This is a genomic window from Guyparkeria hydrothermalis (assembly GCF_023555375.1).
Taxonomy (GTDB): domain Bacteria; phylum Pseudomonadota; class Gammaproteobacteria; order Halothiobacillales; family Halothiobacillaceae; genus Guyparkeria; species Guyparkeria hydrothermalis.
Genome location: NZ_JAJSEE010000002.1, coordinates 402681 through 418729, shown reverse-complemented (window position 1 = coordinate 418729; position 16049 = coordinate 402681). Strand labels below are relative to the sequence as shown.

Annotated in this window: 15 protein-coding genes; 5 read left to right on the top strand and 10 right to left on the bottom strand. The window is 66.8% G+C overall.

The genetic code is table 11. The features are described from left to right. The first annotated feature begins 1 nt into the window (after window position 1). From LV475_RS04585 to LV475_RS04570, 4 genes are read left to right on the top strand one after another with little or no spacing between them, the layout of a single operon-like run. A complete protein-coding gene (locus LV475_RS04585) occupies window positions 2-1354 on the top strand; it encodes an NAD(P)/FAD-dependent oxidoreductase (protein ID WP_250105828.1) in 1353 nt (450 codons plus the stop codon). Window positions 1355-1385: 31 nt separating this feature from the next. Further along, on the top strand, window positions 1386-2801 hold the full coding sequence (locus LV475_RS04580) for a c-type cytochrome (RefSeq protein WP_250105827.1): 1416 nt from the start codon (window positions 1386-1388) through the stop codon (window positions 2799-2801). Next, window positions 2801-4024 (top strand): hypothetical protein, encoded by a 1224-nt coding sequence (locus LV475_RS04575; protein ID WP_250105826.1) that lies wholly within the window; start codon window positions 2801-2803, stop codon window positions 4022-4024. The genes LV475_RS04580 and LV475_RS04575 overlap by 1 nt, the downstream gene beginning before the upstream one ends. 14 nt (window positions 4025-4038) lie before the next feature. Further along, on the top strand, window positions 4039-4746 hold the full coding sequence (locus LV475_RS04570; protein WP_136866516.1) for a c-type cytochrome: 708 nt from the start codon (window positions 4039-4041) through the stop codon (window positions 4744-4746). Window positions 4747-4937: 191 nt separating this feature from the next. Here LV475_RS04570 and LV475_RS04565 read toward each other — a convergent pair whose 3' ends face one another. From LV475_RS04565 to LV475_RS04545, 5 genes are all read right to left on the bottom strand, one after another. Beyond that, complete coding sequence (locus LV475_RS04565) at window positions 4938-5801, bottom strand: universal stress protein (protein WP_250105825.1); 864 nt, start codon at window positions 5799-5801, stop codon at window positions 4938-4940. Window positions 5802-5817: 16 nt separating this feature from the next. Beyond that, window positions 5818-7308, bottom strand: coding sequence for a SulP family inorganic anion transporter (locus LV475_RS04560; protein WP_136866520.1), 1491 nt, complete (start codon window positions 7306-7308; stop codon window positions 5818-5820). A gap of 323 nt (window positions 7309-7631) precedes the next feature. Then, on the bottom strand, window positions 7632-9521 hold the full coding sequence (locus tag LV475_RS04555; RefSeq protein WP_250105824.1) for a surface lipoprotein assembly modifier: 1890 nt from the start codon (window positions 9519-9521) through the stop codon (window positions 7632-7634). Next, the gene (locus LV475_RS04550; RefSeq protein ID WP_136866526.1) at window positions 9518-10912 is read right to left on the bottom strand and encodes a glycosyltransferase; all 1395 of its coding nucleotides are present in this window, start codon (window positions 10910-10912) and stop codon (window positions 9518-9520) included. Before LV475_RS04550 ends, LV475_RS04555 begins: the two co-directional genes overlap by 4 nt. Before the next feature lie 9 nt (window positions 10913-10921). Beyond that, on the bottom strand, window positions 10922-11899 hold the full coding sequence (locus tag LV475_RS04545) for an NAD-dependent epimerase/dehydratase family protein (protein WP_136866529.1): 978 nt from the start codon (window positions 11897-11899) through the stop codon (window positions 10922-10924). 282 nt (window positions 11900-12181) lie between these two features. On the opposite strand from LV475_RS04545, the gene LV475_RS04540 reads away from it, so the two are divergent. Further along, on the top strand, window positions 12182-12643 hold the full coding sequence (locus LV475_RS04540; RefSeq protein ID WP_136866532.1) for a hypothetical protein: 462 nt from the start codon (window positions 12182-12184) through the stop codon (window positions 12641-12643). Window positions 12644-12795: 152 nt separating this feature from the next. Here the strand turns inward: LV475_RS04540 and LV475_RS04535 are convergent, their stop codons facing one another. The 5 genes from LV475_RS04535 to LV475_RS04515 all read right to left on the bottom strand — a co-directional run bounded on the left by LV475_RS04535 (window position 12796) and on the right by LV475_RS04515 (window position 15997). Beyond that, window positions 12796-13005, bottom strand: a complete 210-nt coding sequence (locus tag LV475_RS04535; RefSeq protein ID WP_136866534.1) for an acetyltransferase — start codon at window positions 13003-13005, stop codon at window positions 12796-12798. Window positions 13006-13072: 67 nt separating this feature from the next. Beyond that, entirely contained in the window at window positions 13073-13558 is a 486-nt protein-coding gene (locus tag LV475_RS04530; protein WP_136866537.1) for a host attachment protein, read from the bottom strand. Window positions 13559-13738: 180 nt separating this feature from the next. Next, entirely contained in the window at window positions 13739-14734 is a 996-nt protein-coding gene (locus LV475_RS04525; protein ID WP_136866538.1) for a sulfurtransferase, read from the bottom strand. A 62-nt stretch (window positions 14735-14796) separates the two neighbouring features. Further along, window positions 14797-15489: a DUF6969 family protein gene (locus LV475_RS04520; RefSeq protein WP_136866539.1), complete on the bottom strand. Its 693-nt coding sequence runs from the start codon at window positions 15487-15489 to the stop codon at window positions 14797-14799. Window positions 15490-15526: 37 nt separating this feature from the next. Continuing rightward, window positions 15527-15997, bottom strand: coding sequence for a hypothetical protein (locus LV475_RS04515; RefSeq protein WP_250105823.1), 471 nt, complete (start codon window positions 15995-15997; stop codon window positions 15527-15529). Between the last annotated feature and the right edge of the window lie 52 nt (window positions 15998-16049).

The following is a 16049-nucleotide window of genomic DNA, read 5'->3' as shown; positions in this document are numbered from 1 at the left end:
CATGAATCGCCGTGACTTTCTCAAGATCCTCGGTGCCGGCACCGCCGCCACCTCCTCTCTCGCCGCCCCGTTGGCCCGTGCCGAACGCGCGCCGCGCGTTGTCATCGTCGGCGGCGGTGTGGGTGGGGCAACCACCGCCAAGTACCTCAAGCTCTACGCCCCGCATGTCAACGTGACCATCATCGAGCCCAAGCGCGAATACCAGCGTCCATATGGCTCCTCCGAGGTGATCACCGGCCAGATCGAGCTCGAGGACATCGTGATCTCCTACGACGACCTCAAGACCCGCCACGGCATCGAGTTCGTCCACGACACCGTGGAAGCGATCGACTTTGAGGCCAAGCAGGTCCGGACCGCCGGTGGCCAGCGCCTCGGCTATGACCGCCTGGTCGTCTCGCCCGGCGTGTCGTTCGACTTCGAGGCCATCGACGGGCTGACCGCCGAGCTCGCCGAGACGCGCCTGCCGCATGCCTGGGATGCCGGCGACCAGTTGCTGGTGCTCAAGGAGCAACTCGAGTCCCTGCCCGAGAACCCCACCGTGGTGATCGGGCCGCCGCCCAACCCGTACCGCTGCCCGCCGGGGCCCTACGAGCGCGCCGGCCTGATCGCGCAATGGCTGCTCGACCGCGGCGACACCCAGGCACGCGTGGTGATCCTCGACCCGAAGAACGGCTTCACCACCGACTACACCATGCTGCACGCCTGGAACGACCTCTACGACTTCAACATCCCGGAACCGGCCCGCTCGAAGTACAGCGACGAGGAATGGGCGCAACTGACCGTCCACGACAATCCCGGGCCGATCGAATGGGTGATGGGCGACATGGGTGGGCGCATCCTGTCGGTGGATGCCGAGACCATGACCGTCGAGGCCGAGGCCGGCACCTTCCAGGCCGACCTGATCAACATCATCCCGCCGCTGAAGGCCGGGCGGATCGCGATCGACCAGGACCTGGCCGACGACTCGGGCTGGTGCCCGGTCGACCAGCGCACCTTCGAGTCGACCCGACACGCCGACGTGCACGTGATCGGTGACGCCTGCATTGCCGGGGCCATGCCGAAATCCGGCTACGCGGCCAACAGCCAGGCCAAGGTACTGGCCATCCAGCTCAAGGCCCTGCTGGCCGGCAACGATCCGGTCGAGCCGGTGTTCCAGAACACCTGCTACGCGCTCGCCGGCAACACCGAGGTGGGCATGTTCGTCGCCGACGTGTTCCGCATGGACGGCGACACCATCGCCCGCGTCGACGAGCAGCGCTACCTGCCGTTCGATGCCACCGAGGCGGAATACCGACTCGCCGCGCTCTACCAGCACAACTGGATGAAGGCCTTCACCGAGGACTGCTTCTCATGAACCGGCCCCACGTTCAAAGGAGGATCCCGACATGGATCTGATCGGACTCTTTCCCACCTGGTACGAGCCGGCGATCGGCTCGGGCTGGGTGATCGGCTTGATCGCCACCATCCACGTCCTGTTCTCGCACACGGCCGTGGGTGCCGCGATCCTGTTCGCGGTACTCGCCTGGATCGGTGCACGGGACAACCGGCCGGAACTGATCGACTTCATCAAGAAGTACGGCCTGTTCCTGCTGGTCTTTTCCTACATCCTCGGCTCGATCACGGGCCCCGGCATCTGGTATTCGACCACCGTCGGTAGCCCGCGCGGCATCTCGGCGCTGATCCACAACTTCGTCTGGAAATGGGCGACCGAGTGGGTCTTCTTCGTGATCGAGGTGATCGGCGTCTACATGCTGGTGTATCTGGCCGGCAAGCTCGAACGCCGCACCTACATGAAGGTCGCCGTGATCTTCGGCCTGACCTCCTACACCACCATGCTGGCGATCGTCGGCATCCTCTCGTTCATGATGATGCCAGGCCGGCCGGAGCAGTGGTTCGCCGAGGGCGGCTACCTCTATGGTTTCTACGGGCCGAACACCTTCGCCCAGCTGATGATCCGCACCGCCTTCATGTTCACCATGACGGCCGTGGTCGGCGGCATCGTCGCCGCCGGGCTCAAGGACGAGGTCTTCAAGCGCTGGCTGCTCAAGCGCCTGGCCATCGTCGGCGGGCTCTCGGCGATCGTCGGCATGTCGCTGTACCCCTGGTACCTGGGCACGCTGCCGAGCATCGCCCACCTGGTGATGGAAAACCGCCTGCCGGATTACTTCACCCCGTCGATCCTGATCGTCCTGGGCGCGATGCTGGCCTACTTCGCCATGACCTTCTTCCGCCCGAAGCTGGTCACCGCCACGGTCGCCGGTTTCGCCACGCTCGCGATCCTGGTCCTCGGCCTGTGGCCGGGCGAGACGGTGCGCGAGTCGGTGCGCAAGCCCTACATTGCCGGTCAGTACCTGTACTCCAACCAGGTCATCGGCCACGACGTGCCGGGCATGGGCGTGAAATCCGAGATCCCCACGCTGGAGAAGGTGGGCTTCACCCACGCCCACGTGTTCTGGCCGGACTCGCAGAAGGAGATCACCCGCGAGAACACCATGGAAGTGGGCCGCAACCTCGCGATCACCGCCTGCAGCAACTGCCACTCGCTCTCCGACACCGGCATCCGTCCGCTGAAGAACTACTTCCCGAAACAGGCGGATGTCGAGGGTATTCGGACCTACCTGCTCGGGGCGTTGGCGACCGGCAACACCATGTACATGCCGCAGATCCCGCTCCAGGACGACGAGGCCGAGGCCCTGGCCGTCTTTATCGCCAGCCTCAACGACCCGGAGGCCGCCGAGGCCTACCTCGATGGCGAGACCACCGCCCTGCTCGACACTTCCAGCCGTGAGGAGGACCAGTAATGGATACCGCCATGCTCTACGCCCTGCGCGACCCGCTGGGCATCCCGGCCCACCCGCTGATCTTCCTGATCCTCGGGGTAGCCACCTGGGCGCTGCACATCGCCGCGGTGCACGTGCTGCTCGGCTCGTCGGTGCTGGCGATCCGCGGGGCACTGTCGAAAGACGACCACTGGCGCCGGCTGGCCGACGCGATGGTCAACACCGCCAAGGTGGCGGTCTCGGTCGCCATCGTGATCGGCGTCGCACCATTGCTGTTCGTCCAGGTGATCTACGACCCGTTCTGGTACACCTCCAACGTCCTCTCGGCGTGGTGGGTGATCGGGTTCATCTTCATCCTGATCGTCGCGACGCTCGCGCTGTTCATCTTCTACGCCCTGAACCACGGCCTGCGCACCCACAAGACCCGCTGCCCGGGCTCGATGATCCTCGCGGTGCTGCTGTTCCTGGTGGTCGGCTTCATCATGCACGCCCTCTCGGTGCAGATGCTCGAACCGGATCAGTGGAAGGAGTGGTACGCCCCGAACGGCGTGATCGACGCCTCCGGTCGGTCGATCCATGCCTTCGACCCGTGGCGATTCGGCTTTTTCATCGCCCTGTCGATCCCGGTCATCGGCATCTGGCTGTTCGGCTACCGCCGTTACCTGCAGGGCCGCCACGAGGCGGGCACGGGCTACCTCGACTTCCTCAAGCGCATGGGTACCCGCCTGGGCGCGGTCGGCACGCTGGTGGCGCTGGTGCTGCTGGTCGGCTGGATGCGCGGCCTGCCCGAGGACATCGCCGGGTTCGCCACCGGCATCTGGCCGATCGCCGCGGCCGCCGCGCTGATCGTCGCCGCGGCCTTCCCGGTGCTGCTGGGCCGGCGACTCGACCGAGGGCTGTGGGGCTACACGCCGATCCTCGTCGCCACCGTCGCCATGATCGTGATCGCCACCATGCGCGAGGCGGTGCGCTGGGTGACGCTGTCCGGCGTCCACGGCTACAACCCGCTGGATTACAAGATCACGATGGACTGGTACTCCACCGGCCTGTTCTTCCTCACCTTCGGGGTCCTCGGCGGCGCGGTGGTCACCTACCTGCTGACCGTCGCCTGGCAGGCCGGCCAGACGGAAGGCACCTACACGCCGTCACGCGCCGTCAACCGCATCGGCACCGCCGGCATCGTCCTGCTGCTGCTGTGGATCGCCCAGTACTTCGGTTTCGGTCTCTGGACCGCCTACGCCTGAGAAGGAGTCACGAGATGACACGCAATCATCCCATTCGATGGGCCAACGCTGCCCTCGCCGGCGCCGTTCTCCTCGGTGTGGCGGTATCCGGCGCGCAGGCGGCCGAGGCGTCGAAAGACGTCGTCAAATGGTCGCCGGCGAGCTGGCACCAGGCCATGCGCGCGATGCCCACCGGCGACGCGGCACGCGGCAAGGACCTGCACGACCAGCGCTTCTGCGCCTCCTGCCACGGCGAGCACGGCGAATCGCTGACCGGCAACTGGCCGCATCTCGCCGGCCAACGCGCCGAGTACACCTACAAGCAGCTGGTCGACTACGCCGAGCACCGCCGCCGCGAGGACAACCGCGCGCAAATCATGACCGTGGTCAGCGAGAGGCTGAGCAAACAGGACATGGCCGACCTGGCCGCGTTCTACGAGCAGCAGGGCCTGCCGGACCGGGCCAAGCCCAAGGCCGCCCACCCCGCACACGACCTGGTCAGCGTCGGCGATCCCAGCCGCCTGATCACGCCCTGCGCGGCCTGCCACGGCAGCAACGGCTCGGGCGGCATCAACGAGTCGCCCAGCCTGCGCGGCCAGCCACGCGACTACTTCGTCCGCACCATGGAGCTGTTCCGGGACGGCGCGCGTCACAACGACGTCGCCAAGGGCATGGCCCAGTTCGCCACGCCGCTGACCGACGAGGAGATCGCCGCCCTGGCGGACTACTACGCCGTGGATTGATCGACCCCCATCGCCAACCGAACAGGCCGCGCCCGGGGTGAACCGGTTGCGGCCTTTTTCATGCCGCTGATAAAGCGCGCGTCGGGATTGCGGCCAGACCGAACGCTATCCCGTCGGCACAAGAAAGGCCGCGCTTGCGCGCGGCCCGATGACCCGCCCTGACGATCGCGGGGCGACCCGCGGGCGGCGCGTCAGCGCACCACCAGCAGCGGCACATTGGCCTTCATGATCATCTTGGTGGTGGTACTGCCCAGCACGAGGTAGCGGATCGGGCTGTGACCGTAGGCGCCCATGGCCAGCAGATCGATGTTCTTCTCCTCGATGTACATGGAGACTGCCTCGTCGACCTTGCCCTGGCGGATGGCGACCTGCGTGGAAAAGCCGGCCTTCTGCAGCCGGGTATTGGCCGCCTGGATCTTGTCCCAGTTGGCCTGCTTCTCCTCGCCCACCATCAGGAGGTGCACCGGCAGGCCCTGCAGCAGCGGGGTGTTCGCCGCCATCTCGACGAGCTTGTAGGCCGTCGGGCTGCCGTCGTAGGCGATCAGGAAGCTCTCGGGGCGCTTGAAGGCGAGCGGCGTGACCAGGGTGGGCTTGTGGATCATCGACAGGATGCCGGCAAGATGGCTGCCGACATGCATGGCCACCGCGTCGCCGTCCTTGCCCTGCTTGCCGAGCACCAGCATCTGCATGGCGTCCTCGAGCTCGAGGATCACCTCGGTGATGTCGCCGTTTCTCAGCAGTTCGGCCGGCTCGTCGAAGCCCCGGTCACGCGCCCGGGAAAGCACGTCGGCCAGCAGGGCCCGGCCGCGCTCGCGCTCGAGCTTGCCGCGCTTCTCCTCCAGCTCGACCATCTCCTCGAGCAGCTTCTCGCGCCCGCCGAGGGTCATGTTGCCGGAGAGATCGGTCTTGGCCGGGGCGTGCGGGTTGCTGATCGCGTGCAGGAAGGTCAGCGGGGCGGCCAGTGCCTGCGCGGCCCAGACGGCGTAGTCGCTGACCGCCTCGGAGGAACGCGAGCCGTCGATGCACGCGAGTACCTGGTCCTTGTTGTCGCTCATGTTCTCGGTTCCCATGTCAGTGCCCCATCAGCTTCTCGGCCGCGTCCGGGTCGTTGTGCACGCCGTGCCGGTCGACGATCGTGGCGGTGGCCTGGTTCATGCCGATCACCTCCACCTCGATGCCTTCCCGGCGGAAGTCGACCACCACCTTGTCCAGCGCGCGCACGGCCGTGATGTCCCAGAAGTGCGCCTTCGAGAGGTCGATGCTCACCTTATCCACGTCGTCCTTGAAATCAAACGACTCGAGGAATTTCTCGGTCGAGGCGAAGAACACCTGGCCGATCACCTCGTAGGTGCGGTGGCGCGGGTCGTTCGGGTCCTCGGACAGGCGCGAGGAGACGTGCATGAACTGGCCGACCTTGTTGGCGAAGAACATCGCCGCCAGCAGCACGCCGGTCAGCACCCCGTAGGCGAGGTTGTGGGTAGCCACGGTGACGATCACGGTCATCACCATCACCACGTTGGTGCTCATCGGGTGCTTCTTGAGATCGCGGATCGAGCCCCAGCTGAACGTGCCGATCGAGACCATGATCATCACGGCGACCAATGCGGCCATCGGGATCATGGTGAGCACCGGCGAGAGGAACACCACCAGGATCAGCAGGAACAGGCCGGCGACGAAGGTCGACAGGCGCCCGCGACCACCGGACTTGATGTTGATCACCGACTGGCCAACCATCGCACAGCCAGCCATGCCGCCCATCGAACCGGAGACGATGTTGGCGATGCCCTGGCCCTTGCACTCGCGCGCCTTGCTGGTCTTGGTGTCGGTGAGCGTATCGAGCAGGTTCTGCGTCATCAGCGACTCGAGCAGGCCGACCACCGCAATCGCCGCCGAGTACGGCAGGATGATCATCAGCGTCTCGAGGTTGAGCGGGATGTCGGGCAGGAAGAACACCGGCAGCGTGTCCGGCATCTCGCCCATGTCGCCCACGGTGCGCACGTCGAGGTTCATGAACCAGGCGATGACGGTCAGCACCACGATGGTGACCAGCGGTGAGGGGATCGCGGTGGTCAGCTTGGGCAGCCCGTAGATGATCACCAGACCCGCCGCGGTCAGCGCGTAGACGTGCCAGGTGACGTTGGTCAGCTCGGGCAGCTGGGCCATGAAGATCAGGATGGCCAGCGCGTTGACGAAGCCGGTCATCACAGAGTTGGAGATGAACCGCATCAACCGATCGAGCCGGATGTAGCCGGCCGCGATCTGCAGACCCCCGGCGAGTATCGAGGCGGCGAGCAGGTACTCGAGCCCGTGGTCCTTGACCAGGGTGATCATCAGCAGCGCCGTGGCCGCGGTGGCCGCCGAGATCATCCCGGGTCGGCCGCCGGTGAAGGCGATCACCACGGCGATGGCGAACGAGGCGTACAGGCCCACCTTGGGGTCGACGCCGGCGATGATCGAGAAGGCGATCGCCTCCGGAATCAGCGCCAGGGCCACCACCAGCCCGGAGAGCAGGTCTCCCCGGATATTGGAAAACCATTCCTGCTTGATGCGGTACCAGTTCATCGTGACTCTCTGTCCAGCGGATTCGTTTTCGGCAGGCCCGCCGGCCGCCGGACCCGCCACGATCGCCTTGTGCGATGACGACACGATGTCTCGCCCCGCCATCCGGCGAGGAAACACGCCGCCCGGCAACGCGGGCAGCCAGCGCCGTTACCCCGGCGCAATCGAGTTCGATAAGGACGAGTCGGACGAACGGCGGGAACGCCCTCGCGATGGGCCTCGCGGCGGGCTCAGAGGGCGGCGCAGTCCTGCAGACAAGGCCGCGACTCTATCAGATCAGCGGGTTGGCTTCACCCGGCGGCCAAGGCGAACGGTCACCGTCCGGGTCAGAAGCGACGCACCAGCTCCCAGTTGATCGAGTAGGCATCGTAGCGCCCCGTGGTCTGGGATCGGTCGCTGTAGGAGGCGCTCAGGCGGCTGTACCAGTCGCGGTAGATGCCGTTGATCAGTTCCACGGAGACGTCGGTGCCAAACTCGTAATCCGACAGGCTGTCGTCGGTGTGCCAGCCCGGGCTGACGGTGACGTTCAGCCCGTCGTCGTCGGAGAACTTCCAGTAACCGACCACCGTGAGCGCAAAGCGACGGTAGTTCGACGGGTCGTAGTAGCCGTTGTCGAGATCACGGTCGTAGTCCTGCCAGTGAGCCGAGACACCCAGATCGAGGTTGAGACGCTCGGTGCGCAACATGGCCCGGTAGGGATTGACGAACAGCTCGTTGCGGCGGTTGCCGTCGTTGAGCCGACCGTGGGCGACCTCGGCATTGACGAAGTGACGCAACGTCGGCTGCCAGTGGATGCGGGCGCGGTGATCCCGCATGGCGAGCCCCAGCGAGGCGGACTTGGGCGAGATGTCCCAGACGCGACGGGTCGCCGAGAGGTCCACCCACAGGTTGTCCAGCGGGCGCAGGTCGGCATACAGGCCGTAGAGGCCCACGTCGCCACCGCCCCCGTCGATGCTGGCCACCCCGGCGTCCGCGCCGATCTCCAGCAGCGGGCTGAATCGATGGCGTGCCCCCACCCAGGCCTGCTCGATGTCGACCGAGGTGTCGCCCTCCACGCCGACGAACGGGCTGCCGGCCTTCGCGCGGATATCACGGTGCTCGGCCCGACCGTAGAGGTAGGTTTCCGGGGTCAGCGACCAACGCCCCTTGATCGCCAGGCGGCGCAGGCTGATGTCATCGGCGTCGTCCCGGAAGCCGGCCTCGATACCGACATTCGAGCGCAGGAAGGCGTGCGTGCTGCGAATCGCGTCGCGCGTGTCCTTCGACTCCGGGCGCAGGCGCTTGAGCGGCTCCAGCGCCGCGATCGCCTCGCTGTGGCGAGGCTCGCCACGCAGGATCAGCATGCGCGTGTAGAGGTGCTCGTAATCGTTGGGATTCGCGGCGAGCAGCTCGTCGTTGAGCTCTCGTGCCTCGGTCGGGCGATGCGCCCAGGCCAGCAGGCGCGCGCGCCGGGCGGCCCAGTCGTCGTCCTCCCCGTGCACGTCGTGGTACTGATTGAGTGCCTCGGCGGCAACCGCGTAGTTGCCGCGCCAGGTCTCCACCGTGGCGTAGTCGAGCAGGGCCTCGGGGTCGTCCGGGTGGGCGGCGAGGTAGTCTCGATACAACGCGACCGATTCGTCGAGCTCACCCATCCCGCCAAGCGCGCGGGCATAGGCCTTGAGATCGGCGGCGTCGCCGGTGATGGCATGGACCCGTCCGGAGATCTCGGCCACCGCGGCCGTGTCACCGGCCCAGTTGGCCTGCCGCGCGCAGGTGCGCAGGATGGCGACATCCTCGGGCGCGAGATCGGCGGCGGCAAGGCAGTGCTCGAGCGCCGCTGCCGGCCGGTCGGCCTGTGCCCAGGCCGCGCTGGCCGCGAGACGCATATCGGGCTCGTCCGGCTCGACGGCCACGGCTTGATCGAGTGCCTCGGCGGCCGAGACCGGCTGGCCGTCACGGGCCAGCACGTCGGACAGGCGGCGCCAGAGATCGACGCGCTCGGGATCGGCCTCGAGCGCGCGACGATAAATCTCCGCGGCTGCCCCCCAGTCCTCGCGCATCTCGGCGCTGACGGCCGCATCGGGTATCGACTGGGACCAGGCCGGCGTCGGACCGAGGACCACGGACGTCAACAGGGCCGCGGCCAACGTGGTGGTTGCCAGGCGTCCTGCCGGCCCGGCATGCCGGCCGGCCAACCGTGCGCCCACCGTTCCGGGGCGGCAGGGAAAACGTGTCATTTGCGCCATTTTCTGTTCCCCGTAATCCAGAGATCCGTGGCGAAGCGCCCGATCGTGACCAGGTCGTACAGGAGGCTCGCGTAGCGGATCGGGGTCATCAGGATGCCCTGGATGAATGCCTTCACCCGCCGTCCCTTCGAGATGGCGGTGAGGATGCCCACCGCAATGGCCATCTCGGCGATTAGGGTGACGATCAGCGGCTCCCAGAGCTGCAGGATGATCATCACCAGCAACGCGGTCGGGAAGGCGATCTTCTCGAAGGCTGCCAGGAAGGGAATCCAGCCGGCCGGGCGACCCTCGCGTTGGGTGTGAGCCACGCCGAACGGCTGACGATATGCCTCGCGAATCTGGCGGCGGGCCACCAGCTCCTTCATGGCCGGATCGTGCTTCTCGCGGTAACGGTGTCGCAGGCGTCGCAACAGCTTGAACGGGCTGCCCAGCAGGCCGTCGAAGTAGTAGCAACTCTGCAGGAAGGACGACGACCACATGTAGATCTGCCGCGGCAGGTTGCGCATTTCCGGCTCGAGCGAGTGGGCCGTGACGTCCTGGAGCTGGACGTTGCGATAGCCCTCGTTCATCAGCGCGAAACCGATGAAGATGTCCTCGGAGTTGGTCAGGTCGTCGCCCAGCACCGGCTCGTACTTGTCGAACAGATCCTTGATGTACTTGCGGCGGTAGGCGACCGCGCAGCCCACCGGGTTGGTGATGCTGCCGAAGAACTCCATCTGGCCGACGTAGACGAACCGCTGCAGGAACGTGTAGAGCTGCTGGCGATACAGGGCGGTGAGATTGCGATTCACCCGGTGCCACCAGCCACCCTGCGGCTGGTGCAGGTCAACCTCGTCGTGCGCCTCGAGAAACGCGTGGATCGCCGGCTCGTCGATCCGACGGCGGCGGTCCTTCTCGCGCGTGGGCAGGATCACCCCGCAGGCGCTGGCGATGCCCGCGCCCTTGTAGAGCTCCTCGACGGTACGCGCGATGTAGTCGTCGGCGTCGAGATAGGTGTCGGCGTCGAGGATGAACTCGACGTCGGCATCGTACTCGCGCGACTGGCGCTTGATGGTGGGCGTCTTGCCGATCGGGTGGTCGCGCTTGATCACGGTCAGCGGCATGCCGTGATGATCGGCGAAGGCGCGGGCGTACTCGATCGTCCGGTCCTTGCTGCCGTCGTCGACCAGGATGATGTTGCGCGGCTGCTTGGTCTGTCGGCGCACCGATTCGAGGGCGAGCACCACATTGGCCTGTTCGTTCAACGCCGGTATGACCACGTCGACGACCGCCTCGTGCCAGTCCTCGGCCGGGTTGGGGTCGATCTTGTCCGGTCCGCGCAGCAGCCCGATGATGCTCAGGACCGCGCTCGGACTCAAAACGAAGTAGGGGGTGGTTGCCATGCGCCCTCCTCAGGAGCCGTTAGCCTGCCGGACCCGGTCGATCAGATCGTCCAGGGTGGCATCCAGTGTCCATTTCGGACGGTAGTCGATCAGCCCGTGCAGTCGGGTCAGGTCGGGGCAGCGATGCGGAATGTCCACGTATTCCTGCCCGTAGGCCTGTTCGTAGGGCAGGCGCTCGATCGTCGAGCTCGAACCGGCCCGCTCGATCACCCGGCTGGCCAGGGCATTGATGGACAACTCATGGTCGCCGCCGACGTTGACGATCAGACCCTCGGTATTCGCCTTCGCCGCCAGCTCGTCGAGCATCACGACGGTGTCACGCACGTCGGTGAAGGCACGGCTCTGCTCGCCGTCGCCGAATACGGTCAACGGCTGGCCGGCCACGGCCTGCCCGACGAAGCGCGGCACCACCATGCCGTAGCGACCCGTCTGGCGCGGGCCGACGGTGTTGAACAGGCGCACCACGGTGACCGGGATGCCCTTGACGCGGGCGTAGGAGAGGGCGAACGCCTCGTCGGCCAGCTTGCTGATGGCGTAGTTCCACCGCGGCGGCGCCTCCGGCTGGATGATCAGATCCATGTCCTCGGCCAGCCGCGCATCGAGACGGGGACCGTAGACCTCGGAACTCGAGGCCACCAGCACCTGCGGCTTCCAGCCACAATGATCGACGGCACGTAGCAGGCGCTCGCAACCGGCGATATTGGTCGCCATCACGCCGATGGGCTGTTCGAGTACGCGGAACACGCCGACGACGGCCGCCATGTGATAGATGCGATCGGCCCAGCCCACCGCCTCCGGCAGCTCGGACCAGGTGACGATGTCGGCGTGGGTAAAGCGGAATTCGGCGGAATCGAGGTGCTGGGCCAGGTTGTCGCGCGACCCGGTACTGAGGTTGTCGACGACATGCACCCGATCACCCCGAGCGAGGTGATGATCGACCAGGTGCGAGCCGATGAATCCGGCACCGCCAGTGATCAGAACGTGCATTCCGGGCCTCCATTCGTCCCCGATTGCCGGGGGGCGCGCGGACAGCGAACCCTGCCATCCGGTTAGCCGAAGTATAGCCGAGCGGGCCAGCGCCACATGTCGTTTTTGCACCACACGGTCATACGCCGGCGGGCTGCCTGACGCCGTTGATTCGCCCTGCTATCTTCACCACACAGACTGCCTGACCGGCACTCGCGGGACAAACCCGTCATGGCCTAGTCGCCCCCCCACGGCTTGCTGGCCATACCGACGCAGGCCAACCTCAACCTGGAGGACCGTCCGATGAGCGAACCGACCGTCAACCGCCCTGCCCTGGCGCTGTGGATGATCGCCAGCCTGGCCGTGGCTGCCCTGCTGCTGTGGCTCGGCGTGGGCCTGCACCCGCCGGGGGCCGAGAGCGCACGCACCCTGCCGGCCTCGCCGCTGACCGGCGCGATGGGTTTTGCGTTTCTGCTCGCCTGGGCGGCGTTTGCCTACGCCGCGTCGATCACGACCCCGCACCGGGGCGCGGAGCACGCCGGCCTGGGGGCCTCGCTGCTCCTGCCGCTGGCCGTCGTGGTACTGCTGGGCGCCGAACAGTCCCTGTTCGCCCTCCTGCTGGCCGCGGTCTGGCTGGCGACATTGATCTGGACGGCCTGGACCCTGGCCCGGCGCGAGGCGTTGGCCGGCCTGATGATGCTGCCGGTGATCGGCAGCGCGATCGCAAGCCTGCTCTTGTCGGTCACGCTCTGGGTCCTGCCCTGACCGGCGGCGATTGCGGACGCCGTCAATACCGCCGCAGCCCCCGACGGGCCCGCCGAAACGACCAAGGCCGCCGAATCACGTCTCGGCGGCCTTGTTAATGAAATGCGGCACGGCATTCGTGCAGCGTTTCCTTACTGGGGTGACCCGGCAACTCAATCCTCGCGCCAATGCAGGTCGAGCCAGCAGCGTGGCAGCGGCTCCCCGGACGGGAATTCCAGGTCCTCCTTCTCGAAGGATTCCTCGTCCTGCATTTCCTCGCCGGCGTGCTGTCGCCCCATCACGCTCGGCAACGCCGGGTCGGCGAGGGTTTCCAGATCGATGATCTCGATCATGTCGTCGTTGTCCTTGCGCTTGAGAAACATGCGCCAATCTCCTTGGTCGGGACGTTGTCGAAAAAAGACGTTGTCGGGCCACCTGCCCCGGTCGGAATCAGAGTCGCTCCGGCAGGGCCGCGCGAATGTCCTCCGGCGACCGAGCGGAAAAATCCTTGGCCTGGTCGGCCACCAGCGCGGCCTGCAGGCCCTTGCTCATCTCCCCGCGCAACAGGCCGAGAAAGTCGGGCGCAGCCATCAGGTAGAAACGCTCCATCCGCCCCTGCTGCAGCGCCTGGTCGAGTTCGGTCATCACCTCGCGGGCAAAGCGCTTGGCCTCCACGTCCCGGACGCTGTTGGCCGGTTCGTAGGCATGCAGCGCATCGCCCTTGCGGTCGGTGGTCGAGCCCGGCCGGTCGCTCTCGAGGTCCGCGTCCGACAGCCGGGCGGCGGAATTGGACAGCGAGACCAACTCCTCGAGCGCCCCCCTTGGAACCGGCTGACTGGAGGGGTGCACCTCGTTACCACGATAGGCCCCTTGATTGTCGCGGACGGCGAGAAAACGCGCCCGTGCCTCATCGGCAACCACTACCCAGGTACTCATCGGCCCGACCTCCTTGATTTGTCGTGTTGACCTACCCCGAGTGTATACGCAGAACCCGCCCCCTGCCGCGCGATCGACGGCCCCGATTCATCCACCCCGGCCCGGTTGCCGATGCCCGGGTCAACAACGAAAAAACCCCGCCACGAGGCGGGGTTGTCGGTCCATGCGGCAATGCGGGACTCAGTAGAGCTGCGCCGGGTTGACCGAGGTGGCCCCGTCGTCCACGTACATGCCGTACTCCTTCATCGAGCCGTCGTAGAGCGCGGCCTGCTCGTTGCCCATGATCTCGCTGGCGACGAACCACAGACCGGAGGCCAGGTTGCCGGAGTTGCAGTAGGCGATCGCGGCACCCTCGGCGTCGATCTGCTTGAAGTCCATGATCGAACGATAGCTCGATTCCGGCAGGAAGTTGGCCGCGGCGCCATCGGCGCGCACCAGCACGTCGGTGGGCACGTTCTTGGCGCCGGGCAGGTGGCCGGGCACGGTCTTGGACTTGCTGAACACGCCCAGGTACTGGTTCGGCGGACGGGCATCCAGCAGCTGGACCTTGCCGTTGGAATCGACCGCCTCGCGAACCTCGGCGTAGGTCGCCAGGATCTCGTCACGCTCGTCGGTCGCCACCCAGTCGCCGGCCTCGACTTTCTCCGGCTGCCCGGTCTCGGCATCGAAGCCCGCGGCCAGCCAGTTCGCCAGGCCACCGTCGAGCAGGGCCATGTCGTCATGACCGAAGTACTTCATCTGCCAGTACAGGCGGGTGGCCTTGGTGTAGTCCGAGCCGGACAGGCCCAGCGGCACGATCACCACGGTGTCGTCCTGGTCCACGCCCAGTGCCTGTACGAAGGCTTCGAAGTCGGCCTTCTCGGGAATCAGCTTGCCGACCTTCTTGCCGTTCTCCATGCGCTCGACGCGCACCTTGCCCCAGTCGACGAACCGGGCACCCGGCACGTGACCGGACACGACGGACACGACCTTCTTGCCCTTGACGGTCTCGTATTTCGGCGCCATCGCGAACGCCTTCTCGGACCCGGCAATCTGCAGAACGGTGACCTGATCGAGGTTGTCATTCAGCCACTGCGGGTCGACCACCGGACCCGGCACGTCCAGTGCCCAGGCCCCTTGCGCGACGGCCAGCGCGGCCGCCCCGGCGGGAACAGCGAGAAACCGCTTGAAATTCATATGACTCAACTCCTTCTTCGTGCATCAAAAAGCGGCGCCAGCCGACGCCGGAAAAGCCGCCCTCAACCGGGCGGGGAAACCAGTTGCGATTGCATCCGATCGGCTCGCCGCGACCAGTCGACCAGTACGGCCTCCATGTCCAGCGGGCATTCGCTCAGGACGTGCCGATCACGATCGTCGAGCACCTCCGGGTCGGGCCACCGCCCCGACTCGTCCGTCAGGGCGCGGTCCCGTGCCGCCAACAGGTCCTGGATCTGCGGCATCACCAACGCGACCAGCGCACTCAGCCACCGCCCGACCAGCCACGACGGCCGCGCCCGATTGATCTCGAACTCGGTCGGCAATCGGTCGAGCAACGACTCGGCGGGTTGCACCGCCTCGCCCGTCACCCAGCCATTGGTGGTGAACAGGCGCTGCGGCCGCCCTTGGCGGTCCATCGAGACGGCGACCACGTGGGCGAAGTCCGGCTCGCCGTCGACGGCCATGAACAGGTGGAAGTGACCGTGCTCGTTCGCGGCCCACTCGGCCGGGTCATGCGCGTGGTAGTAGAAGCGCGCGCCGCTGACGGGGTCGCGCGCATCGTCGTCGGGAAAATGGGCCCAGTAGTCGAAACCGTCATCCGGGTGATCCCGGAACAGCTCGGTGAGAACGGTCTGGTGATCGGCGGCAAGCGCCGCCTGGATCGAGCGCCACTCATCGCTCGCCGCCAGGCCGGCCTCGAGCCAGTCCTCAGGCAGTGGCTGGGCAGGCGTCACGGGCGTCAAGCCGATTCAGACCGCGCGATGGGACAGGTCACTGACCGCCCGGGGCACAGGGGTTGCCCCCGCGGGTCGACGGGGCGCAGGGATTGCCACCACGAGCCGACGGGGCACAGGGGTTACCGCCACGCGCCGACGGGGCGCAGGGATTACCACCACGCGCCGACGGGGCACAGGGGTTGCCGCCACGCGCCGACGGGGCGCAGGGATTACCACCACGCGCCGACGGGGCGCAGGGATTACCACCACGGGCCGACGGGGCACAGGGGTTGCCACCGCGAGCCGACGGGGCGCAGGGATTACCACCACGGGCCGACGGGGCACAGGGGTTGCCACCGCGAGCCGACGGGGCGCAGGGATTACCACCACGGGTCTGGGCCGCGGCCGACATCGGCAGCATGGTGGTCGCGGCGAGCGACGCACCGACGGTGAGTGCCATGGCCGGCATGGAAAGCTTGAGTGCTCGACGGGCACGCGCCTGTCGGGCCAGTTTCTTGGAATCCATCTGATTCAATCTCCTCTGACTAAAGCGGCCGGCCCTAGGCCGGCGCGCAACA

Coding starts and splice junctions, on each gene's coding strand:
- LV475_RS04535 (WP_136866534.1), bottom strand. CDS start 13,005: ATGTTTCTCAAGCGCAAGGACAACGACGACATGATCGAGATCATCGAT.
- LV475_RS04555 (WP_250105824.1), bottom strand. CDS start 9,521: ATGACACGTTTTCCCTGCCGCCCCGGAACGGTGGGCGCACGGTTGGCC.
- LV475_RS04585 (WP_250105828.1), top strand. CDS start 2: ATGAATCGCCGTGACTTTCTCAAGATCCTCGGTGCCGGCACCGCCGCC.
- LV475_RS04525 (WP_136866538.1), bottom strand. CDS start 14,734: ATGAATTTCAAGCGGTTTCTCGCTGTTCCCGCCGGGGCGGCCGCGCTG.
- LV475_RS04540 (WP_136866532.1), top strand. CDS start 12,182: ATGAGCGAACCGACCGTCAACCGCCCTGCCCTGGCGCTGTGGATGATC.
- LV475_RS04560 (WP_136866520.1), bottom strand. CDS start 7,308: ATGAACTGGTACCGCATCAAGCAGGAATGGTTTTCCAATATCCGGGGA.
- LV475_RS04565 (WP_250105825.1), bottom strand. CDS start 5,801: ATGAGCGACAACAAGGACCAGGTACTCGCGTGCATCGACGGCTCGCGT.
- LV475_RS04580 (WP_250105827.1), top strand. CDS start 1,386: ATGGATCTGATCGGACTCTTTCCCACCTGGTACGAGCCGGCGATCGGC.
- LV475_RS04550 (WP_136866526.1), bottom strand. CDS start 10,912: ATGGCAACCACCCCCTACTTCGTTTTGAGTCCGAGCGCGGTCCTGAGC.
- LV475_RS04545 (WP_136866529.1), bottom strand. CDS start 11,899: ATGCACGTTCTGATCACTGGCGGTGCCGGATTCATCGGCTCGCACCTG.
- LV475_RS04570 (WP_136866516.1), top strand. CDS start 4,039: ATGACACGCAATCATCCCATTCGATGGGCCAACGCTGCCCTCGCCGGC.
- LV475_RS04530 (WP_136866537.1), bottom strand. CDS start 13,558: ATGAGTACCTGGGTAGTGGTTGCCGATGAGGCACGGGCGCGTTTTCTC.
- LV475_RS04575 (WP_250105826.1), top strand. CDS start 2,801: ATGGATACCGCCATGCTCTACGCCCTGCGCGACCCGCTGGGCATCCCG.
- LV475_RS04515 (WP_250105823.1), bottom strand. CDS start 15,997: ATGGATTCCAAGAAACTGGCCCGACAGGCGCGTGCCCGTCGAGCACTC.